This window comes from Flavobacterium endoglycinae (genome assembly GCF_017352115.1).
Classification (GTDB): Bacteria; Bacteroidota; Bacteroidia; order Flavobacteriales; family Flavobacteriaceae; genus Flavobacterium; species Flavobacterium endoglycinae.
This window is the reverse complement of sequence record NZ_CP071448.1, coordinates 4,723,027-4,746,141: the sequence shown is the minus strand read 5'-3', so window position 1 is coordinate 4,746,141 and position 23,115 is coordinate 4,723,027. Positions and strand designations below refer to the sequence as shown.

The window sequence follows — 23,115 nt, the reverse complement described above, 5'->3', positions numbered from 1 at the left end:
CAAAAAAAACTATCGCTTAACAGGAAAATAATTCTCTTTTAAAATAACCTCCAGCGGAATATAATGTGTTCGTTCGGATTCTTCCTGAAGAACCAGTTTTTTATACAGATAATTAATTCCCATATACCCCTGATCTTCGGGCCTTTGATTGATTAAGAAATCAATAACACCTCTATTTAGATATTCTATATTTTCTTTCAATAAATCGAAACCAATAATTCGAACCCCTTTTATATTGTTTTTTTCTAAAAATTCAGCCACAATATAGGCACGCGAATTGGGCACAAAAACGCTGTTTACGCCCGAAAACATTTCCAAATTCAGCTGATCGATTCCAGAATCTTTTAAGGTAAATTCTGAAAATTTAAAATTCGTCAATTCGTCATGATCTTTAAAATACGAATAGAATCCTTTTATGCGCTGCTGATAAACTGACGTGCTTTCGATTTCGCGCGTGATTTTAAAAATCAACACCTGTCTTTCATTTTTAACCGCAAAACTGATTAATCTGCCTGCCAGATAACCACTCTGAAAAGCATTTTGTCCCACATAAGCATGTTCATTTTCTTCTGAAATATTCGAATCAATCATTACAATCGGGATATTTTTCTGCTCATATTCTTTTAAAAACTGAACCGAATCTTCATAAAAAATGGGTGCAAACAATAAACCATCGCAGTCAAATTCCATCACTTTTCTAGCAGATTCTCTAAAAGAAGCCAGATTATAATCATAAAAAAAATAATCCAACACAATCCCGAATTTACCAAACTCCAAAGCGGCTTTTTCAATTCCGTCTGCCTGACTCTGCCAATATTCCAGCGTTTCAGATTTAGGAAGGAAAACTGCAAAATGGAACTTTTTATTCAAAGCGAGATTACTAGCAAGAATATTGCGTTTATAACCAAACTCTTCAATTATCGCATTGACCTTGTCTACAGTTTCCTGAGCCACTTGTCCGCGTTTATGAATAATTCTGTCCACTGTTCCGGCTGAAATATTTGCCAATTCGGCTATTTTCTTAATTGTTATGATATTGATTCTTTTTAAGTTAAAATAATAAAAGCGCTTTTGTAAAATTATATTTTTTTAGCAAAAATAAGTTGTTTTACATCACAATTTACATACATTTGTAAAATACCGTGTGCGTACACGTAAAATTACACAATTTGTAAAAATAACTTTATTTTTTTGTGTAATTTATTTAAATAAAGCTTTGATAATCAAAACTAAACCAAACAAGATGATAATAGATTCTGTACATAATGCAGCTAAATACTATAGTCTGCACCACAATTTTCAAAAAGCATTTGAATATGTTAATCAAACCGATATTACAAATCTAGAACCTGGAGTTATTGAAATAAATGAAGGTTTAAAATTGATTGTAATACACGGCGATGGAACATCAAGAGAAGAAAGCATAAAAGGCTTTGAATGTCATGATAAAAACATTGACATTCAGATTTCGATACAAGGTCCTGAAACTTTTGCGTGGAAACCAAGGGAAAAATGTGTACATCCAAATGGTGAATACAGCGATGACAAAGACGTTCGTTTTTTTCACGACAAACCAGATATGTTTTTTGAACTTCAAGAAAAACAGTTTGCGATTTTATTTCCAGAAGATGTTCATGCCGCTATGATTGGCGAAGGTTTCCTGAAAAAATTGGTTTTTAAAGTCAGAATCTAAAAAAGTCCAAAATTTTGAAATTCCAAATTCCAAATTTGAAATTTGGAATTTCAAAACGCAATTAAAACTTAAATATTAAACTAAACCATAACCCTACTTTATTTTCCAAATTGGAATTTGGAATTTAAGTATTGAAATTTTAAACTAAAAAATGGATTCAATATTCAATTTAAAAGGAAAGATTGCTCTGATTACGGGAGGTGCCGGAGTTTTAGGAAGCAATTTTGCAAATGTATTAGCCAAACAAGGCGTTATTGTCGGGATCGTTTCGCAGTCACTAGAAAAAGCAGAAAGCACTGTAAAAGCACTCGAAGCACACGGCGGACAAGGTTTTGCTGTTCAGGCCAATGTTTTAAATAAAGAAGAAATAGAAAAAGTAAGAGATTTTATTGTTGAAAAATACGGACGTCTTGACATTTTGATTAATGCTGCCGGAGGAAATATGCCGGGTGCAACAATTCAGCCGGATCAGGCCGTTTATGACATGAAAAGCGATGATCTTCAAAAAGTAATCGATTTGAACATTATTGGAACTATGCTTCCAACTCAGGTGTTTTCAGAGCTTTTTGCAAAGCAGAAATCAGGAAACATCATCAACATTTCTTCGGCGTCAGCACAAAGACCTTTAACGAGAGTAGTTGGGTATTCGGCTTCAAAAGCGGCGATTGATAATTTCACACAATGGATGGCGGTTGAACTGGCTCAAAAATACGGCGAGGGAATTCGTGTAAATGCTATTTCTCCAGGCTTTTTTATCGGAGAACAAAACCGCGCTTTATTGCTTACGCCAGAAGGAAAACTTACGCCAAGAGGCGAAAAAATCATCGACCATACCCCAATGGGAAGATTTGGAACTCCAGAAGATATCGACGGAGCGCTTTTATTTTTATGCAGCGACATGTCGAAATTCGTAACAGGAACTATACTAAAAGTAGACGGAGGTTTTGCCGCTACAAGTATTTAATATTTTCCGCTCCTGCAAAGTTTTCAAAACCTTGTAGGTTTAATTTAAGACAATTAATAACCAACTATACCTACAAGGTTTTGAAAACTTTGCAGGAAATAAAAAATATAAAAATGGAACAAACATTAAGATGGTTCGGACCAAATGATCCTGTTTCTTTGCAAGATATTAAACAAACCGGAGCAACCGGAATTGTAACCGCTTTACACCATATTCCAAACGGAGAAGTTTGGAGCATCGACGAAATCATTAAAAGAAAAGTAGAAATAGAACACGAAGACGGCGATCCTAAAAAAGGTGCTTCTGGCTTAACTTGGTCGGTTGTAGAAAGTATTCCGGTTCACGAAGACATTAAAAAACAGACTGGAAATTATCTTCAATATATTGAAAACTATAAAGAAAGCATTCGCAATTTAGCTTTATGTGGCATTAAATGCGTGTGCTATAATTTCATGCCTGTTTTAGATTGGTCGAGAACTGATTTGTCTTACACGGTTGAAGACGGTTCAAAAGCGTTGCGTTTTGACATAAATGCTTTTGCTGCTTTTGAACTGCATATTTTAAAAAGACCAGGCGCTGAAAACGAATATTCTGAAGAGCAGAAACAAAAAGCAAAAAGCTATTTTTACGCCATGACTGACGAAGATAAGGTAAAATTACAGCAGAACATTCTAGCTGGACTTCCGGGTGCAGAAGAAGCGTATACGGTTGAAGATTTCTTAGTGACTTTAAGCGCGTACAATCATATTGACAGACAGGCTTTAAAGAATAATCTTTTTTACTTTTTAAAAGAAATTATTCCTGTTGCCGAAAGTAAAGGAGTTTTGATGGCTATTCACCCAGACGATCCGCCTTACCCGATTTTAGGTTTGCCAAGAGTGGTAAGCACCGAAGAAGATTTGATCGAATTAATGAACGCTGCTCCTTCTCCATCAAACGGATTTACTATGTGTACAGGTTCTTACGGTGTTCGTGCTGATAATGATTTGCCAGGAATCGTAAGACGTCACGGCGATAAAATGAATTTTATTCACTTAAGAAGTACACAACGCGACGAAGAAGGGAGTTTCTACGAAGCAAACCACTTAGAAGGTGACGTTGATATGTACGAAGTGGTGAAAGCTATTTTAGAAGTTGAAAAAAGAAACAACAGCAAATTGCCAATGCGTCCAGATCATGGACATCAAATGCTGGACGATTTGAAGAAAAAAACAAATCCGGGTTATTCTGCTATCGGCCGTTTAAGAGGTCTTGCAGAACTCCGCGGACTTGAGATTGGAATAAAACGATCTTTATAATGAGGGTTTTTCCACTAAGACACTAAGGCACGAAGTTTTTTAAAGCTTTGTGCTTTTAGTCTTGCGAAGTCGCTGAAACGCAAAGTTTTTTTGTTTCACGCAGATCTGGAAGATTGAGCAGATTTTAATACGATTTAAAATTTAATAAATCTCTGCTATCTGCTTAAATCATTTTAAATCTGCGTGAAATAAATAATAAACTTGTGTTTTTTAATCTCGCTATGACACAAAATTTTTAAACATAAAAGCAAACATAGCCCAAGGTTTCGACCTTGGGAAACGTATTGTGATTTACGTTGCGTTCCAATGGCTAAAACCATTGGCTATGAGAAAAAAATCGCTAAATCTGCAAGATCTGAGAAAGAAGAAAAATCTTGGCTTAATGATACAAAAGCTTTGCGACTTTGTGTCTTTGCGAGATTAAAACACAAAGCTTTATAAAAACCTTCGTGCTTGGCGCCTTAGCAGCAAACTCTCAAAAAAACTAACTAACCACAAAAACCACAAAACCATGATTCGCCAAATCCTTCTTACATCCTGCGGTCTTTTCATGAATACTTTGCTTTCGCAGGAATTACCTAAAATTATTACTTCAAAAACCGATTATCTGCCTGATTTCAGCTATGCAGGCTATCATTTCGGCGAAAGCCAAATTCCTGAAGTGAACGGAAAAATCATTAATGCTGTTGATTTTGGCGTAAAAGCAAATGATAATCTAGACGATTCGAAAGCGCTTTTAAAAGCTTTTAAAGCAGCAAATGCCATTGAAGGAAACGTAATTTTACAATTACCCGCGGGACGAATTATTCTAAGCGATATTTTGTATATCGAACGAAGCAATTTTGTACTTCGAGGTGCTGGTTCTGCTGAGAACGGAACCGAAATTTATTGTCCAAGACCTATGATGTATCTTAAAGATTCAGAAGTTTTAGCTGAGCTTCGGGAATATTTAACCACTTTCGACAAAAGACAGCGCGAACCCGAAAACAATATCGATCTTCCTTTTTCGCAATATGCATGGTCTGGCGGTTTTATCTGGACGCAGGTTCCGGGCGAGCGTGTAAAATCATATCTCGATAAATACGAGCCAGAATCAAATCCGTTGGCGAAAGTCAGTTTGGGAAAAATGGGCGAAAATATTATAACCGTTTCTGATGTAAAAGGCTTAAAAGTCGGCGATGTTGTCGAATTGCAATTGTTTAATAAAGACGGTGAAAACGGCGAAATCATCAAAGATTTATATCAAGGTTCCAAAGTAAAACCCGGTTCGCATCATTGGAAATTTCCAAAACTGCCCATTGTAAGGCAACAGGTAGAAATCATTAAAATTTCTGGTTCTAAAATCACTTTAAAAACGCCATTAACCATTTCGATAAAACCGAGTTATCAGGCGCAATTAGTGGAATGGAAACATTTAAATGAAGTCGGAATTGAGCATCTTCGTTTTACTTTTCCAGATATTCCACGAGTGGCACATCATGTCGAACCCGGAAATAACGGTATTTTCCTGACTCGCCTTTTCAACAGCTGGGTTAAAGATGTAAAAATCACCAATGCCGACAGCGGTATTTTAGCCGAGGAAGTTTCTAACGTTACTATTCAGGATATTACGACAGATGGTCCGCATTTAGCACATTACACCGTAACTTTAGGCGGTGTGCATAACATTTTGGTGAAGAACCTGAAAATTTATAATTCAGCCGTTCATCCGTTAAGTTTCAACACTTTTGCTACAAAAAATGTGTATCAAAACTGTGAAATTTTTACAGATCCGGTTTTAGATCAGCATTCGGGAGCGAATCACCAAAATTTGTTTGATAATATTACCGTTCATTTAAAGGCTGACAAAAACAATAGTTACGCTTTATTTGGCGGCGGCGGTGCCGATTATTGGAAACCTTCTCATGGACCTTTCAGTACGTTTTGGAATCTAAACGTTCAAGTTGAAAATCCAGATACTTCAAAACCAGTTTTATTATACGGAATGAAAGATGGCGCTTTAGCCCGAATTATTGGCGTTCACGGAAATGCGAAATTTGAAATCAAATACGATATTGATCCTTATATTGAATTTTTGAATATTCCAATTGAAAAAATTCCGTCTCTTTACGATTATCAATTACAAAAACGCTTAAAATAGCCTAAAATTTTTGCCACAGATTACAAGGTTTTTCGCCACGAATTCACGAATTTCTCTAATCTTTTGATTTGATTTTATTTGTGTTGAAATGGCAAAAACTCACGAATTATTCAAATTTAAATTATAAATAATTCGTGAATTGGTGGCGAAAAAAAAACATAAACGCTATGAAATATAAAATAGCTTTTCTCGCAATTGTATTTGTTTTCGGAAATTCATTTTCCCAAAATAAATACCGCCTAAAAAATTTCTCAACAACTGACGGACTTTCGCAGAGTTCTGTCATTGCCATTCATCAGGATAAATTTGGGCAGATGTGGTTTGGAACCCGCGATGGTTTAAATAAATATGATGGAAGCCGCTTTACCGTTTTCAGGAATGATGTTTCTAATAAATATTCCATCAGCAACAATGATATTTTAGCTATTGAAGAAGACAATTCAGGGAAAATCTGGGTGGGAACTTACAATGGCTTAAACTGTTATGATCCTGTTTCGAACCGTTTTACACGATATCTTCATACCAAAGCCAATCATACCATCAGCAACAATGCGGTTTGGAGCATTCGAGAAATTGGCGGCGAAATGTGGTTTGGAACTTCAAAAGGATTAACAGTTTTCAATAAAAAATCAGGATTATTTACTTCAGTTTTTCATTCTGATGATGATGCTTCCACCCTTCCCAGCAATAATATTCTGAGCATTTTACAAACCAAAAAAGGCGAAATCTGGATTGGAACTACAAAAGGTTTGTGTCAATTGATAAACCGAAAAAACGGGAAATTCAGCTTTAAAAATTATCCGCTAAACACAACTGATTTATTAAACGTACAATCGGTAATTGAAGAAAAAGATGGCAGTTTATGGGTGGGAACAAAAAACAAAGGACTTCTGAAATTTGATCAGAAAGAAAAAGCTTTTGTTTCTTTTTTACCCGCCGAAAGATATCGTGAAATCAATACCGATATTCGCTCTTTAATAATTGATAATCAAGGTTCTTTATGGATTGGTTCTTATGACGGAATTTACATTTTAGGAAAAGATAAAAGTCTGCAGAAAATCAATAATACCAATAATAACAACGGAATCGACAAAGTGAAGTCGGTTTTTATGGATAAAAAAGGTTCGATCTGGATTGGCTGTTATTACAAAGGCGTAAATCTTTGGGATGTTTCGAATGTGAATTTCTCTAACTACAATCAAAATTCGAAAAAGATTCCCATGAGTTTTGATGTCGTGAGTTCTATTATTTCTGATAAAAACCAGAACATTTATTTTGGAACTGAAGGCGGCGGAATTACCATTTACAATAAAAACACCGAAGCTGTGAGTTACATCAACAGCAAAACGGGACAATCGAATAAAAATGACATCAAAGCGATGTGTCTTTCAGAAGATCATACATTATGGATTGGCACTTTTTCGAAAGGATTATCAGCATATAATACAATTTCTAAAAGAATCGAAGACCAGAAAATTTCATCCGATTTAACCGTTTTACTAAAAGATACTGGTGTATATGCTCTAAAAACAGAAGGTTCTATTTTATGGATTGGCACTTTTGGTAAAGGATTAATTCGTTACAACACTATCACCAAAACTTTTGATGTGATTGGAAACGACAACACCAAACCTGTTTTCTTAACCAATAACATTCTTAGAACACTTTTGGTTGACAAACAAAATTCACTTTGGGTTGGAACACAAAATGGTCTAAATCGCATTCCGCTTCAAAATTTTAATCCGAAGAAATACCAAATACAGCATTTCTTTTATGATCATTCTTCTTTGTCTGGCGATGATATTTTGACTTTATTTCAAGATTCTCAAAATAAAATCTGGGTGGGAACAAAAGCAAAAGGACTGCACTATTTCGACGGAAAAAAATTCAACAGAATCAATCTAAAATTTGGAAATACAGTCATTACTTCTATTCATTCAATTTTAGAAGATGACGATAAAAACCTTTGGATCAGCACCAACCAAGGAATTATCAAATACAATACGATAAAAAAATCGGTTGTGATTTACGACCAAAAAGATGGTTTGGCGAGCAATGAATTCAATGATAATTCGGCTTTAAAATTAGGTTCGAATCAATTTTATTTTGGAAGTCCGTCTGGAGCAACTTTTTTCGATGCTACAAAAATTTCCCTAAACAATTATGCTCCGCAAGTTTTAATTACCGATTTGAAAATCAAAAACGAAACAGTACATGCGCACGATAAAGACGGGATTTTAGAACAAAGTATTGGTTTTACCAAAACTATTACGTTGGATTATGACAAAGCGAATTTCTCGATCAGCTTTGCGATCCCGAATTACGTTCGATCCAAGAACAATCAATACAGTTATCGATTAACAGGTTTAGAAAACAACTGGACGACGACTAAAAACAGCGAAGCCAACTTTGCAATTCAAAATCCAGGCACATATACGTTTGAAGTGCGTGGAGCCAATAACGACGGTGTTTGGAATGAAACCCCAACCACTTTAACGGTTATTGTAAATCCGGCTCCGTGGCGCAGTATTTGGGCATTTTTGTTGTACGGAATTATAATTGGTTTAGGTTTATACGGTTTGATCTGGATTATGAAATCGAAAGCGAGATTGAAACAAAAACTCGAACTGGAATATCTGGAAACGCAGCGAATTGAAGAAAACAACAAATTAAAACTGGATTTCTTTACCAATATTTCACACGAATTCAGAACTCCTTTAACGTTGATTTTAGGTCCATTACAGCAAATTCTCGCCGATTATAACGGAACCAACGAAATGTACAAAAAGCTTCTGGTTATTGAAGGAAGTGCCAACCATCTGTTGAGTCTGATTAACCGTTTAATGGATTTCAGGAAACTAGAAAATCATCAAGTTGCACTAGAATCGGCAAACGGAAATATTGTCAAATTCACCAAAGAAATCTTTTTGTCATTTATCGAATATGCCAAAGATGGCGGTTACGATTATACATTTGAAACTGAAAATGAAGAAATCTTAGTCTATTTTGACCGCTACAAACTCGAACGTGTATTTTATAATCTGATTTCGAATGCATTTAGATACACTCCAAAAGGCGGTTCTATTAAAGTTAAAATCAATCACGATCAGCAGAATCTTTTTATTGCGATTGAAGATTCCGGTGTAGGCATTTCTGAAGAACATATTGATAAAATTTTCGATTTATTTTTTGAAGTTCCGACACACAATCAGGTTCAGAAAAATTACAATAAAGGAACCGGAATTGGGCTTTCAATCGTAAAAAATATTGTCGAATTACATAAAGGAAAAATCGATGTTACCAACAAAACGAATGGCGGGGTTATTTTTAAAGTAACATTACCGCTTGGACGCGAACATCTTCTGGACAGCGAAATTATTCCTGATTTTAAAATCAGTGATGATATTGCGCAATATGCTGCACAGTTGGAACCTTCGGAAGTTGTAGAAAATGATGACATTGAAGATTTAATTGTAAACGAAGAAAAACAGACCATTCTACTTGTTGAAGATCATAAAGTATTGAGAAAGTTCATGAAAAATCTTCTCAAAAAAGATTACAACATTATTGAAGCGGAAAATGGCAAAATTGGTTTGGAAAAAGCTTTAAAATTTGTTCCGAATTTGATTATCAGTGATGTAATTATGCCTGAAATGGTTGGAACTGAATTGTGTTCAAAAATCAAAGAAAACATCAAAACCAGTCATATTCCGGTTATCCTCCTCACTTCGAGATCTTCATTGGTTTACAAATTTGAAGGATTGGAAAGCGGCGCCGATGATTACATCAGTAAACCTTTTAATTTAATGGAATTCAGACTCCGTGTTAAAAACCTCCTGAATACGACAGAACGTTTAAGAATCAAGTTTACAAGCGAAGACAGTTTTATTCCGTCAGAAATTACGGTTTCTTCTCTAGATGAAGAACTTCTTAAAAAAGCTTTCAAAATTGTGGAAGAAAACATTTCAAACGAACAATTCGATATTCCGTTTTTCTGTTCAGAATTAGGTGTAAGCAGAACCATGTTGTTTTTAAAAATCAAAGCTTGGACGAATTGTACACCAAATGAATTTATCCATGAAATCAGATTAAAACGTGCCGCTCAACTATTGGAACAAAACAAATTAACGGTTTCTGAAATCAGTTATAAAGTCGGTTTTAACAATCCGAAATACTTTAGCAAATGCTTTCAGAAAAAGTACGGTGAAACACCATCTCAATACGCCGACAAATTTTATAAATCTTCAACTATTAAATTGTAAATTATTAATGGTAAATTGTTAATGTGACTATTTTTTAATTTTTACAATTCACAATTCACAATTAAGAATTCAAAATCCTTGTTTTTAAGGCTTCAAAAAGGGTATCTGTATTTTTAGATACCCTTTTTTGTATTTCTATATCGTTTTCGGCTAATACATTTGCGATATGAAAATCAAAAAAACAAACTTGTTGTTATTGCAGATTCTGTTTGTCATTATGATAATCGGAATGAGTTTATTGCTTTTCTACTTTATCTAACATTAACCTTAAAACCAAAAAATGAATGTTTACAGACCAAAAAATCAAACCGTTTAAATGGTGTTTACTGGTAACTTTTTTACTGGTGAATATCGTGATGTACGCACAGGAACGAAAAGTGACGGGGAAAATTACGTCAAGCGAAGATTTACTCGGACTTCCTGGTGCTAATGTATATATCAAAAATTCCTCTGTAGGTGCTTCTGCCGATATGGACGGAAATTATACTGTAATTGTAGGAGAAAAAAATGCTGTTTTAGTTTTTAATTTTGTTGGATTTCAAACTGTTGAAGTTCCAGTTGGAACTAAAAGTGTTATTAATGTCAGTTTAAAACCAGATACCAAAGCGCTCGACGAAGTTATTGTAGTCGGTTATGGTACACGTAAAAAGAGCGATATTACAGGATCTGTATCATCTGTAACGGCAAAAGAGCTTACCGCTTATCCCGTATTAAGCGCAGAACAAGCATTACAAGGACGTGCAGCGGGTGTTTCGGTAATGACCAATAACGGCGGTGAACCAGGCGCTCCAACAAAAATCAGGGTCCGCGGCGGAACTTCTATCAATGCCAGCGGTGATGCACTGGTTGTAGTAGATGGTTTTGCAGGTGTTTCGATGCCGGCTCCTCAGGATATTGCTTCGATTGAAGTTTTAAAAGATGCTTCGGCAACTGCGATTTACGGATCAAGAGGTTCAAACGGGGTTATCATGGTAACGACCAAAAAAGGAAAAGCAGGAAAACCAGTAATTGAATTCAGCAATTCGACTTCGGTACAAACGGTTAATAACAAATTGCATTTATTAAATGCAGATCAGTTTGCGGCGTATCGCAAAAGTTTCACCACACATACACAAGGCCCGGCAAATACAGATTGGCAGGATGTTATTTATCGTGATGGATTGATTTCGAATTCGCAATTGTCTTTTTCAGGCGGATCAGAAAATGTAAAATATTATGTTTCTGGAACGTATTTCAACCAAAACGGAGTGGTAATCAATTCAGGAATTGACAGATACACCATTGTAGCCAATCTTGAAGCCGATTTGTCTCCTAAATTAAAAGTCGGTTTAAACACGTTTACAAGCAAGCAAAACAAAGAAGGAATCATCAGCCAGACAGGCGCTGGAGGAACTGGTGCTGCAGGTGTAATTGCGTCAGCGTATCGTTTTATGCCGGATAAAGGAATTTATAACGAAGATGGAACGTACACGACAACAGCTCCAATTGGAGACGACATAGACAATCCGTACGCAACAGCAATGGAAAATATTCTGGAAACCGTTTCTATTGTAAACCGAAACAATTTCTTTGCACAATATCAAATCACAAAAGGCCTTGATTTTAAAACCACTTTGGGTTTAACCGATAATAATTCGCAAACCGGACGATTTATTCCATCTACTTTAATTGCTGGAAAAAACATCAAAGGAGAAGCTTCTGTAAATAATACCCGATTTTCTTCTTTCTTAACAGAGAATTATTTGACTTTCAAACGTGAAGTAATTGCAAAAGGAATGCTGACGGTTTTGGCTGGATATTCGTATCAAAAAAACAAAAACGAAAATTCATACGCCGCTTCAAGAGGATTTTTAACGAATACCAATTCATACCGAAATCTGGGTGCAGGAACAGTTTTCTTAAAACCAGATTCAGGATTATCTGAAACAGAATTGATTTCAGCTTTCGGAAGGTTGAATTTTGATTACGACGATAAATATTTACTAACATTTACAGCCAGACGAGATGGTTCTTCAAGCTTTAGTAAAAACTACAAATACGGAACTTTTCCTTCTGGAGCCATTGGATGGAACATCGGAAAAGAAAATTTCTTAAAAGACAGTAAAACCATTTCAAACCTAAAATTAAGAGCAAGTTACGGAGCAACAGGAAATCCTTCGATTGGCGCTTACTCTACCCTTTCACGATTTTCTGAAATCTATTATGTAAGCGGCGACGTCATTACCAATGCGGTGCAGTTGACTTCATTAGACAATCCGAACTTGAAATGGGAAACCTCTTATCAGCAGGATTATGGAATTGATTTAGGTTTATTCGATAACCGAATCAGCATTACAGCGGATTATTACAAAACCATCACGAAAGATTTATTGTTCAACAGACCGCTTCCGGGAGTTTCGGGAATTGCTTCGCAGCTTCAAAACGTGGGTGAATTAGAAAACAAAGGATGGGAATTGGGTATCAACACCAGAAATTTCGTTGGCGCTGATTTTACATGGTCAACCAACTTTAATATTTCATCCAACAAAAACAAAGTATTAAAATTAGCCGATAACAAAGACCTTTTAATCAATTCTGCTCCAGGACATTTCTTGGCAACTGAATCGCAGATTTTACGAGTGGGACAACCGGTTGGGTCTTTCTTCGGATTCATTTATGATGGCGTAATTCAGCAGGGAGAAACTGTTTTACCGGGAAACTTTGAAACCGCTCCGGGAGGAGAAAAATTCAGAGATTACAATGGCGACGGAAAACTGGATTCTCAAGATAAAACCATCATAGGAAATCCAAATCCGGATTTCATCTTCGGATTAAACAATGATTTCACGTATAAAAATCTGGATTTGAATATCTTTTTCCAAGGTTCACAAGGAGGTCAAATCTTGAACTATACTTTGATGGAATTAGCTTCTGGAAACAACAATGCGACAACTGAGGTTTTAGATGCGTGGACTCCAACGAATACAGACACTAATGTTCCGGCAAACGCAGCGAGAACGAAAAGAATCACGTCAAGATTTGTGTATGATGGAAGTTACATCCGTTTAAAAAACATTTCTTTAGGATATAGTTTAAATGAAAAGGTAGTTTCGAAAATGGGATTAAGCAAAGTTCGTTTTTACATCAGTGCCCAAAACCTTTGGACCATTACCGATTATCCGGGAACAGATCCTGAAACCAATTACCTGAACGATACCAACTCCAGAAGTAATACCAATTTAGGATTGGATTATGGAGGATATCCAAACGTAAGAACGTTTACAGCAGGATTCAATTTAAAATTTTAATCTAATAACTTTTTTGGATTTAATAATTAAACACATAGAAACATAGTTTTTTTTATGCCTTAAGAAAGGATATAAAGAAAAACATGGTTTCTAACACATAGCTTCTATGTGTGTTAGAGATAAGTGAAACGTCTTTTTTAAGAGTTTTAAATCTATGTTTCTCTGTGTTAAAATTAATTACATCCAATTAGCTCTAATAAAAATACTATGAAAATATATATAGCTTTTCTTTGCTTTGGAACACTGGCTTTTTTCAGCTGTTCTGATCTGGAAGAAAAACCAACAGGAATTATTCGTCCAGAAAACTTTTTCAACAACACAGACGATTTACAGGCTGCTGTAAATGGAGCATTCGCTAATATTGCCCACAACAATTATTGGGGAAGAGAATTTACAATCGCCTTAATGCTCCGTGACGACATGGCCGATATTGGCGATAGAACTACACAAGCAGCCCGTATTGATGTAAACGACATGAACATGAACGATACAAATGCGCTTGTTGCCAACTTTTGGCCACAGTCATATGTAATTATTACAGCTGCTAATCAGGCGATCGAAGGTGCTAAAAAAACACCGGGAGATCCCGCAAAAGTAAACGCCATTGTAGCGCAGGCTTATTTTGCAAGAGCTTTTACGTATTATCATTTAGTACGTTTGTTTGGCGATATTCCGTACATTGATTTTGTGGTAAATGATGTTTCTCAGGTAAACTCTTTAAAAAGAACCAAAGAAGCAGAAGTATATCCGAAAATCATTGCCGATTTAGAATTTGCAAAACAATGGTTAGACGACAAACCAAAAGTAAAAGCAGTTCCCGGAAAAGGTACTGCAGCTGGTTATTTGGCTTCGGTTTATTTAACTTTAGGCCAGTATCAAAAAGCGTATGACGAAGCCAAATATGTGATTACCAACGAAGCCAAATTTGGTTTAGGTTTAGATGCTGATTTTCAGGATTTATTTAATGCTACAAAAGCGGCTTCATTAAAAGAACCATTATTTACAATAGATTTTAATAACTTAACATCAGGAAATTACGGTCAGGATTACACGGCATTTTTTACAGGATCTTTAAAAGATGACAGTTACAGTTATGGACAAGGATTTTCTGTTGCCGTTCCTTCTTTAAAAGTATTCAACACTTGGGATCAAAGAGATTACAGAAGAGCCGTAAGTTTTGATACGATTATTAGAAAGAAAACAGGTCCGGGCGGATCACTTCAGGTTTATCCTTCAAGTGACAACGAAAAAGCGCCACGTCCCCACATTGCAAAATACTTCCGTTTTCCGGGTAAAGCAGGTGCAAACGGAAGAACTTCGCAGCACAATTACATCACAATGCGTTATGCAGAAGTTTTATTAACGGCTGCCGAAGCTTTAAATGAAATTAATCCGGGAACAACAGAAGCCGATGGTTATGTAAACCGCGTTCGTGCTAGAGCGAGAAACAAAGCCGGAAAACAAGTTTCTTTCCCTGCAAATGTTACTCCGGGATTGTCGAAAGCCGATTTCAAAAAAATGGTAATCGACGAAAGAAGATTAGAACTGGCTTTTGAATATATAAGATGGTACGATATCAAAAGACTCAAAAATGGACCTGAAGTATTTGGTCCGAATGGTCTAGAACCGCATGCCAATTTTAATCCTGAAAAAGATTATTTATGGCCATTACCGGGAACAGAATTGGCCATTAATCCGAATTTAAAACCGAATAATCCTGGTTATTAATAATGGATATAAGACACGGATTCAAACGTTTTTTTATTTCACGCAGATTTTTCAGATTAAAGCAGATTTAGATAGATATTTTTAAAATGCGTTTAAAAATATTCTCTCGCAGATTTTGGAGATTTTTTATTTCATTTACTATGCATTGATTGTAATTAGATCTGCTTAATCTGCCAAATCTGCGGGAAAACTAAATCTGCGTTCTCTGCTAAAATCTTTTAGAATCTGCGTGAAACCAATTATACGCAACGCAATAAAAAATCCGTTCAAATCCGCGTTTTTGTTATAGCGAATACGTCCAATCAGCATCCAAACATCATAATATATATTATTTTAATATGACGAATGTTAATTTCATTTCTTTAATTCTAGGCTTTGCATCGCTGGTAACGGCATGCAAGCCTGGGATTAACCCTCAAACCAAAACCGCATCAGCAGCGGCTGAAAAACTAGAAACGCGTTACAAAATGCTGCTCGATTATCCAGCAGATTCAATGTCGATGCCGAGAAGTATGAATACCAAAACCCTTGAGATTCGCAAAGTGCCGTCTAGAGATTGGACAAGTGGTTTCTTCGCTGGAAACCTTTGGCAATTGTACCGATTAACAGGCGATTCAAAATACAAAGAACAAGCTCAAAAATGGACTCCTTTCAGCAAAAAGGAAAGCGTTAACAGCAATTCGCATGACGTAGGTTTTAAAGTGTTTTGCAGTTTTGGAGAAGCTCTAAAAGTGGAAAACAAAAAAGAATACGAAGCGGTAATTGTGAAAGGCGCAGAAACTTTATGCACAAGGTTTAATCCAAAAGTGGGTTCTATACGTTCTTGGGATTTCAATAAAGAGATCTGGGATTTTCCTGTAATCATCGACAATATGATGAATTTAGAATTGCTGTTTGAAGCCTCTAAAATATCTGGAAATCCAAAATACCGTGATGTTGCGATTCAACATGCCAATACTACTTTAAAAAATCAATTTAGAGAAGACAATTCTTGCTATCACGTAATCGACTATAATCCGACTACAGGTGAAGTGAGAAAGAAAACAACACTTCAGGGTTACAATGACGATTCGGTTTGGGCGCGCGGTCAGGCTTGGGCAGTTTACGGATTTACCATGTCGTATCGTTACACAAAAGACCCAGCATATTTAAAACAAGCCGAAGGAACGGCAAAGTTTTTTATGACCAATAAAAACCTGCCAGAAGACGGAATTCCGTATTGGGATTTAAAAGACCCAAGCATTCCAAATGCTCCTCGTGACGTTTCTGCCGCAATGGTTATGGCATCAGGATTATACGAATTGTATACTTATACCAAGAACAAAAGTTATTTGGCTTTCGCTGATAAACTAATGGCTTCAGTGCAGACCGATCAATATATTTTGGATACAAAAATTAAAGCACCATTCCTATTCGATCACAGCACCGGAAACTGGCCAAAACACGACGAAATCGACGAACCAATAATCTATGCCGATTATTATTTTTTGGAAGCTTTAATAAAGATGCAAAGGCTCAAAGGTTCAAAGTAACAAAGGTTTTGGACCTTTGAACCAGAAAAACCTTTAAACCTTTGTAACTATGAACCTTTGTACCTATGAATAAACCGAATAAAACTTTTTCAATTTTTGCGCTTTTTGTTTTGTTTCAGATTTGTCTGAGCAGCAGTTTTGCTCAGACAAAAATGAACATTAACGACAATTGGCTTTATTTAGAAAATCATACTTCTAACCTCAACGAAGCACAAAAAGCTTCCAATTGGGTTTCATTAAATTTACCTCACACTTGGAATGCAGAAGATGCAACTGATTTAATGCCTGGTTACCGACGCGATGCAAGTTGGTACCAAAAGAAACTCAATATTCCTAAAATCGATCAAAATCAGGTTTATTCCTTGTATTTTGAAGGATCAAACGTAACTACTAAAGTCTATGTAAACGGAAAAGAAGCCGGATCGCATATTGGCGGTTACATTGGCTTTTCGATCGATATTACAAAATTAATCAAAGAAGGAAACAACGACATTTTTGTTCGCGTGGATAATAGTTATGATATCGAAATTATTCCATCTCAAAAAAGCGATTTCTTTATTTATGGAGGAATTACACGTGATGTTTGGTTGGTTTCGAAATACAAAAATCATATCGACAATATAAAAATTACAACTCCAGAAGTTTCGGCTAAAAAAGCTTCGGTGCAAGTTATTTCTTCTATCGTAAATGCTGATAATGCAAAAGAGTTATCCTTAACGATCACTTTAAAAAATCCGAAAGGCAAAAAAGTAGCTAGTAAAACGATTCCAGTTTCAGCTAAAACTGCAACCATTACTTTCGAAAACATCAAAAACCCAGAGCTTTGGGATACCGAAAAACCAAATTTATATAAACTGACGGCTTCTTTATCTGAAAAAAATCAATTAAAAGACAGCATTACCGAGAAAGTAGGTTTCAGATGGTTTGAGTTTAAAGACCATGGCCCTTTTTACCTTAACGGAAAACGTCTCCTAATTCGTGGCACACATCGTCATGAAGAACAAGCCGGAGTTGGCGCGGCGATGACCAACGAACAGCATTGGGCTGACATGAAATCGATAAAAGAAATGGGTGCCAATTTTGTGCGATTGGCACATTATCCGCAAGATCCAGAAGTGTATAAAGCCTGCGACGAATTAGGTTTGTTGGTTTGGGATGAATTGCCGTGGTGCCGCGGCGGAATTGGAAATGAGGTTTGGAAAACCAATGCCAAAAATATGCTGGAAGAAATCATCAATCAAAATTACAATCATCCAAGTATTATTATCTGGTCTTTAGGAAATGAGATCAACTGGCTTCCCGATTTTCCAGACGGAGATAATGCCGAAAAGACAAATGCATTTTTAACAGAATTGAATGATATTGCACACAAACTAGACCCGACGAGAAAAACGGCAATCAGAAAATATTATGAAGGTTCGCATATCGTGGATGTCTTCTCGCCTTCTATTTGGTCAGGCTGGTATTCTGGAAGTTACAAAAGTTATCAAAAAGCAATTGACGTGTACAAGAAAGAATACAAACATTTTATTCATGCCGAATATGGCGGAGATAGCCATGTTGGCCGCCACAGCGAAAATCCGGTTACAGGAGAAAATGTCATAAAAGCCGAAGGTTGGGAAGAAGCGATTGTTCAGACGAAAGTCGCAAACATAGCTCAAATTGGCGACTGGAGCGAAAATTATATTGTTGATTTGTTTGACTGGCATCTGCATATATCCGAGAATGACCCAACGTTTGTGGGAAATATTCAATGGGCATTTAAAGATTTTGCAACGCCCTTACGTCCGGAAGATGATATTCCGTATATGAATCAAAAAGGACTTACAGACCGAAACGGAGTCCCAAAAGATGCGTATTATGTTTTCAAAAGTTATTGGGCAAAAGAGCCTTTTGCGTACATCGAATCGCATACTTGGACAGAACGTCAAGGACCTCAAAATACACCAAGAACCATCAGCGTTTTCAGCAATTGTGATAAAGTAACTTTATCTCACAACGGAAAATCATTGGGAGAAAAACAGCGAAATCTGGCTCTTTATCCTGCAAATGGCTTAACTTGGGATGTCAATTTTGCAAAAGGTGAAAATGTTTTAATCGCTGTTGGAAAAACAAAAGAAGGAAAAACAGTTTCTGATACCTTGAAAGTGAATTATCGTTTCAATAAAAATGACACGGCGGTTTCATTGCAATTGTCATCAGAGAAACTAAAAAACGGGAATTACTTAGTAACCGCAATTGCAATAGACAACAATAATTTACGCTGTTTGGATTATGAAGCTAGTGTTTATTTTCAATGTTTAAAAGGGGGAAAAACATTGAAAAACCAAGGAACACCAACCGGAAGCGAATCCATTAGAATGGCAAACGGAAAAGCCTCTATCGAAGTAATTCCTGACGGTTCTAATACTCCAATCGAAATGACGGCATTGAATCAAAGCTTTAAAGGGGAATATTTAAAGATTCCTGTTGAGTGAAAAGGCTCTAAGATGCTAAGGAGCTAAGATTCTAAGTCTTTTTGTCACAGATTAAAGAATTAAAAAAGTTCCGTTAGGAACGAAAGATCGGTAGCACCGGATGAAATCCGGTGGAATTAATTACGTCACACCAATTAAGTTCCGTAGGAACGAGATATATTACACAAACAAGATTACAAAATGAAAAAAATTCTAACATTATTATTCCTCACATCATTCGCAATTGGACAGTCACAAGGTTTAATTTCCAATGTTCCAAACCGAAACACCACTTCACTAAATGGAGTTTGGAATTATATTGTCGATCCCTATCAAACTGGGTTTTACAGTTTTCACTTGGATCAATACGATAAAAGTGAAAAACCAGCCAAAGGAGCATTTTTTACCAATTATCATGCTCAAAACAAACAGGAACTGGTGGAATACGATTTTGATAAATCACCAACAATCAATATCCCTGGCGATTGGAATTCACAGATTCCTGAACTGAAATATTATGAAGGAAATGTTTGGTTCAAAAAGTCTTTCGATTATAATTTAGAAGCCAAGAAACGTCTGTTTTTATATTTGGGAGCCATCAATTACAAGGCTGATGTTTATTTGAACGGAAAAAAACTGGGAACTCACGAAGGCGGATTCACACCATTTAACTATGAAGTAACTTCAATCGTACAGCCAAAAGACAATTATTTGGTAATAAAAGTAGATAACACGCGCCATAAAGAAGATGTTCCAACAGTCAATACCGATTGGTGGAATTATGGCGGTATCACACGCGATGTGACTTTGATTGAAGAAGATGCTTCATTTGTAGAAGATTATAACATTCAGCTGAAAAAAGGTAATGCGGGTATCATTTCTGGTTTTATTAAAATCAATAATTTAGAAGCTTCTCAGAATACTGTTTCGATTTCTATTCCGGAATTGAAAATCAATTTTAAGGGAAAAGCGGATGCAAAGGGAATTTTAAACTTCGAAATTCCTGCTAAAAAAATCTTGTATTGGTCACCTGAAAATCCAAAATTATATGACGTAACGATTGACTTTAACGGAAAAAAATTAAAAGATCAAATTGGTTTTAGAACTATCGAAACTAAAGAAGATAAAATTCTGCTAAACGGAAAACCAATCTTCTTAAGAGGTATTTCGATTCATGAAGAAAATGCTAAAGGCGGACGTGCTAATTCCCAAGAAGATGCTTTGCGTTTGCTAAATTGGGCAAAAGAATTAGGCTGCAATTATGTTCGTTTGGCGCATTATCCGCATAACGAAAATATCATTCGCGAAGCTGACAAAATGGGAATCATGGTTTGGGAAGAAATTCCAGTGTATTGGACTGTCGAATTCACGAATAAAAATACATATCAAAATGCCGAAGATCAATTAACGGCTTCTATCACTAGAGATAAAAACAGAGCCTGTATTATTATTTGGTCAATGGCAAATGAAACTCCAATTTCTGATGCTAGAAATACTTTTATTAAAAACTTAGCTTCACACACAAGATCTTTAGATAACACAAGATTAATCAGCGCTGCTTTATTAACTAAAAAAGAAACCATTGATGATCCAATTGGTGAAGTTTTAGATGTTGTGGCTTTCAACCAATATTTGGGCTGGTACGGCGGCAATCTAGAAGATGCCGAAAAAATCACTTGGAAATCAAAATACAACAAACCGATTATTGTTTCTGAATTTGGAGGCGATGCTAAAGCAGGTTTGCATGGAGAAAAAAACGAGCGCTGGACCGAAGAATATCAGGAATATTTATACATTCAGAATTTAAAAATGATCGAAAAGATTCCACACCTAAGCGGATTAAGTCCATGGATTCTGGTTGATTTCAGATCACCGAAAAGACTGCTGCCGGGAATTCAGGATGGTTACAATCGTAAAGGTTTAATTTCGAATGATGGCGAAAAGAAAAAAGCGTTTTATATCATGCAGGATTGGTATGCTAAAAAGAAAAGCGAATATTAAATTATTACAGGGTTTACACAATGCATATCGTAGAGACGCACTGCAGTGCGCCTCTACAGAAAATTGGAAAGGAAATAAAATTATATTGTCAAACCTGTTATCAATTCATTAACAAAAAACAGGCTCTAAATTATATGATTTTTCTTCATTATTAATTTACTTTGTAGTTAATCTAAAAATTGTAATCCTATGAAAAAAATTTATTTACTGGCAGTTACATTGTTTGCTGCTTTTACAGTTCAGGCACAAGATATAGTGAAATTTGCTCCGCTGGATGCTAGTCCGGTTGATATTTCTTACTTCCCAAACAAATCAGTTAAGTTCAAAAAAACAGATAATCCAAATCCGGTTATTAAAGTTCTTTACTCAAGACCTTCTGCAAAAGGAAGAACCATTTTTGGTGATGTTGTTAAATTTGGTGAAGTTTGGAGAGTTGGTGCTAACGAAAACACAGAAATCAAATTCTACAAAGACGTAACCATTGGCGGAAAAAAAGTTCCTGCTGGATACTATAGTTTATTTGCCATTCCAGAAAAAGACAAATGGACGATCATTATCAATAAAGAATTGGATTTATGGGGAGGATACGCTTATGATGAAAGTAAAGATGTAGTTAGAGTTTCGGTTCCTGTTAAACCAGTATCTACACCAGTTGAAGCTTTATCTATTGCTTTTACAACTCAAGGTAATATCGCTAATTTAGTTATTGGATGGGATAAAACAACGGTTGAATTGCCTATTACTGTTAAGTAAAAAATTGAATATTCAAATACAAAAAAGAGGCATCAAAAATGCCTCTTTTTTTATTCTATGTTTAGACAAATAGTTTCAGAACATAACCGATGGTTTCAACCATGGAAAACATGCAGAATAAACACGACGAGATTTTGATTGCGTTCCCAAGGTTGAAACCTTGGGCTATTTGATATAGATTGTTTTAATAAGGATTTATGTCGCCCCGCTGGGACTTTCTTAGAATATGCAGCAGCTTCTGCGGAGCTTAATATTTATAGAAAATTCTAAGTCATAAAAATAAAGCTCCAGAGGAGCGACATATTTCATATTAGTGAAACTAAAAAAAAGAGACATTTTGAATGTCTCTTCTTAATTTAATTCATCAAAATTAATATTTTCAACATTATAGGTTTGCCAATTAAATATATCATTTCCAAAATAACTTTTGAAATAATTTAAAACATCTTTTTCATCCCTAAAAATTTTTCGTTCCAAAATATATTCGTCAGAATTTTGAACTATTGCGATATACCCATTATATTTTTTCAAATTCGACAATCTCACATAATACACCTTCAATGGATCTTTAAATAATGGCTCTCTAGCATTCAAATCATATCCAATTAGTTTTTTAGGTGCTTTATCTGAAAAATGAAATTTTCTTTGTGAATCTCCTATATAGGCTAGAAAGGATTTGTCAATTTTTAGTTTTTTGAATTCATCAAACAATAAATAAAATAAATTGAATCCTTTTTGTTCATCATGTTCAACTTGATCCAGAATCATATTGCACCAACCCGAAGTTGATTCATAATAATCGAATTTTTGAGCCACATATTCATGAAAAAACCAAAATGGTAATGGTAAAAGAGTTTTTTCAGTAAATTTCAAATCTCTTAAAGCAGTCTGATAACCATTTAAATAGATATACAAATCGCTTATTCGAGAAGAACCAACATATAGACTAGGTCTTATTTTTATAGTATCAATATGTTCGTACAAATATTTCATTATTTAAG

Annotated in this window: 14 protein-coding genes; 12 read left to right on the top strand and 2 right to left on the bottom strand. The window is 35.5% G+C overall.

Annotated elements, in window-relative coordinates:
• Positions 1-9 precede the first annotated feature (9 nt).
• Positions 10-1,008: a substrate-binding domain-containing protein gene (locus tag J0383_RS20700; RefSeq protein ID WP_239023122.1), complete on the bottom strand. Its 999-nt coding sequence runs from the start codon at positions 1,006-1,008 to the stop codon at positions 10-12.
• Between the two features lie 235 nt (positions 1,009-1,243).
• Between J0383_RS20700 and J0383_RS20695 the strand changes: the two genes are divergently transcribed.
• The 12 genes from J0383_RS20695 (at position 1,244) to J0383_RS20645 (ending at position 22,114) form a co-directional block, all read left to right on the top strand.
• Positions 1,244-1,693: a YhcH/YjgK/YiaL family protein gene (locus tag J0383_RS20695; protein ID WP_207295847.1), complete on the top strand. Its 450-nt coding sequence runs from the start codon at positions 1,244-1,246 to the stop codon at positions 1,691-1,693.
• Between the two features lie 151 nt (positions 1,694-1,844).
• On the top strand, positions 1,845-2,657 hold the full coding sequence (locus tag J0383_RS20690; protein WP_207295846.1) for an SDR family oxidoreductase: 813 nt from the start codon (positions 1,845-1,847) through the stop codon (positions 2,655-2,657).
• A gap of 113 nt (positions 2,658-2,770) precedes the next feature.
• Complete coding sequence (gene uxuA / locus J0383_RS20685; RefSeq protein WP_207295845.1) at positions 2,771-3,955, top strand: mannonate dehydratase; 1,185 nt, start codon at positions 2,771-2,773, stop codon at positions 3,953-3,955.
• 306 nt (positions 3,956-4,261) lie between these two features.
• A complete protein-coding gene (locus tag J0383_RS23780; protein WP_262898896.1) occupies positions 4,262-4,396 on the top strand; it encodes a hypothetical protein in 135 nt (44 codons plus the stop codon).
• A gap of 70 nt (positions 4,397-4,466) precedes the next feature.
• Complete coding sequence (locus J0383_RS20680; protein WP_207295844.1) at positions 4,467-6,095, top strand: hypothetical protein; 1,629 nt, start codon at positions 4,467-4,469, stop codon at positions 6,093-6,095.
• A 167-nt stretch (positions 6,096-6,262) separates the two neighbouring features.
• Positions 6,263-10,357, top strand: coding sequence for a two-component regulator propeller domain-containing protein (locus tag J0383_RS20675; protein WP_207295843.1), 4,095 nt, complete (start codon positions 6,263-6,265; stop codon positions 10,355-10,357).
• 284 nt (positions 10,358-10,641) lie between these two features.
• Positions 10,642-13,644 carry a SusC/RagA family TonB-linked outer membrane protein gene (locus J0383_RS20670; protein ID WP_207295842.1) on the top strand — a complete coding sequence of 1,001 codons (3,003 nt, stop codon included), beginning with the start codon at positions 10,642-10,644 and terminating at the stop codon, positions 13,642-13,644.
• 207 nt (positions 13,645-13,851) lie between these two features.
• Positions 13,852-15,372: a RagB/SusD family nutrient uptake outer membrane protein gene (locus J0383_RS20665; protein WP_207295841.1), complete on the top strand. Its 1,521-nt coding sequence runs from the start codon at positions 13,852-13,854 to the stop codon at positions 15,370-15,372.
• A gap of 338 nt (positions 15,373-15,710) precedes the next feature.
• On the top strand, positions 15,711-16,904 hold the full coding sequence (locus J0383_RS20660; RefSeq protein WP_207295840.1) for a glycoside hydrolase family 88 protein: 1,194 nt from the start codon (positions 15,711-15,713) through the stop codon (positions 16,902-16,904).
• Between the two features lie 152 nt (positions 16,905-17,056).
• Positions 17,057-19,381 (top strand): glycoside hydrolase family 2 protein, encoded by a 2,325-nt coding sequence (locus J0383_RS20655; RefSeq protein ID WP_239023121.1) that lies wholly within the window; start codon positions 17,057-17,059, stop codon positions 19,379-19,381.
• Between the two features lie 180 nt (positions 19,382-19,561).
• The gene (locus tag J0383_RS20650; RefSeq protein ID WP_207295838.1) at positions 19,562-21,361 is read left to right on the top strand and encodes a glycoside hydrolase family 2 protein; all 1,800 of its coding nucleotides are present in this window, start codon (positions 19,562-19,564) and stop codon (positions 21,359-21,361) included.
• Between the two features lie 189 nt (positions 21,362-21,550).
• On the top strand, positions 21,551-22,114 hold the full coding sequence (locus J0383_RS20645; RefSeq protein ID WP_207295837.1) for a DUF2911 domain-containing protein: 564 nt from the start codon (positions 21,551-21,553) through the stop codon (positions 22,112-22,114).
• Positions 22,115-22,465: 351 nt separating this feature from the next.
• On the opposite strand, the gene J0383_RS20640 is transcribed toward J0383_RS20645, so the two are convergent.
• Positions 22,466-23,107 carry a hypothetical protein gene (locus J0383_RS20640; protein ID WP_207295836.1) on the bottom strand — a complete coding sequence of 214 codons (642 nt, stop codon included), beginning with the start codon at positions 23,105-23,107 and terminating at the stop codon, positions 22,466-22,468.
• Between the last annotated feature and the right edge of the window lie 8 nt (positions 23,108-23,115).

Excerpts from the sequence above, each read along its gene's own strand:
- J0383_RS20690 (WP_207295846.1), top strand. The coding sequence starts at position 1,845 with ATGGATTCAATATTCAATTTAAAAGGAAAGATTGCTCTGATTACGGGA.
- J0383_RS20655 (WP_239023121.1), top strand. The coding sequence starts at position 17,057 with ATGAACATTAACGACAATTGGCTTTATTTAGAAAATCATACTTCTAAC.
- J0383_RS20670 (WP_207295842.1), top strand. The coding sequence starts at position 10,642 with ATGTTTACAGACCAAAAAATCAAACCGTTTAAATGGTGTTTACTGGTA.
- J0383_RS20695 (WP_207295847.1), top strand. The coding sequence starts at position 1,244 with ATGATAATAGATTCTGTACATAATGCAGCTAAATACTATAGTCTGCAC.
- J0383_RS20675 (WP_207295843.1), top strand. The coding sequence starts at position 6,263 with ATGAAATATAAAATAGCTTTTCTCGCAATTGTATTTGTTTTCGGAAAT.
- J0383_RS20645 (WP_207295837.1), top strand. The coding sequence starts at position 21,551 with ATGAAAAAAATTTATTTACTGGCAGTTACATTGTTTGCTGCTTTTACA.
- J0383_RS20665 (WP_207295841.1), top strand. The coding sequence starts at position 13,852 with ATGAAAATATATATAGCTTTTCTTTGCTTTGGAACACTGGCTTTTTTC.
- uxuA (WP_207295845.1), top strand. The coding sequence starts at position 2,771 with ATGGAACAAACATTAAGATGGTTCGGACCAAATGATCCTGTTTCTTTG.
- J0383_RS20680 (WP_207295844.1), top strand. The coding sequence starts at position 4,467 with ATGATTCGCCAAATCCTTCTTACATCCTGCGGTCTTTTCATGAATACT.
- J0383_RS20650 (WP_207295838.1), top strand. The coding sequence starts at position 19,562 with ATGAAAAAAATTCTAACATTATTATTCCTCACATCATTCGCAATTGGA.
- J0383_RS23780 (WP_262898896.1), top strand. The coding sequence starts at position 4,262 with ATGGCTAAAACCATTGGCTATGAGAAAAAAATCGCTAAATCTGCAAGA.
- J0383_RS20640 (WP_207295836.1), bottom strand. The coding sequence starts at position 23,107 with ATGAAATATTTGTACGAACATATTGATACTATAAAAATAAGACCTAGT.
- J0383_RS20660 (WP_207295840.1), top strand. The coding sequence starts at position 15,711 with ATGACGAATGTTAATTTCATTTCTTTAATTCTAGGCTTTGCATCGCTG.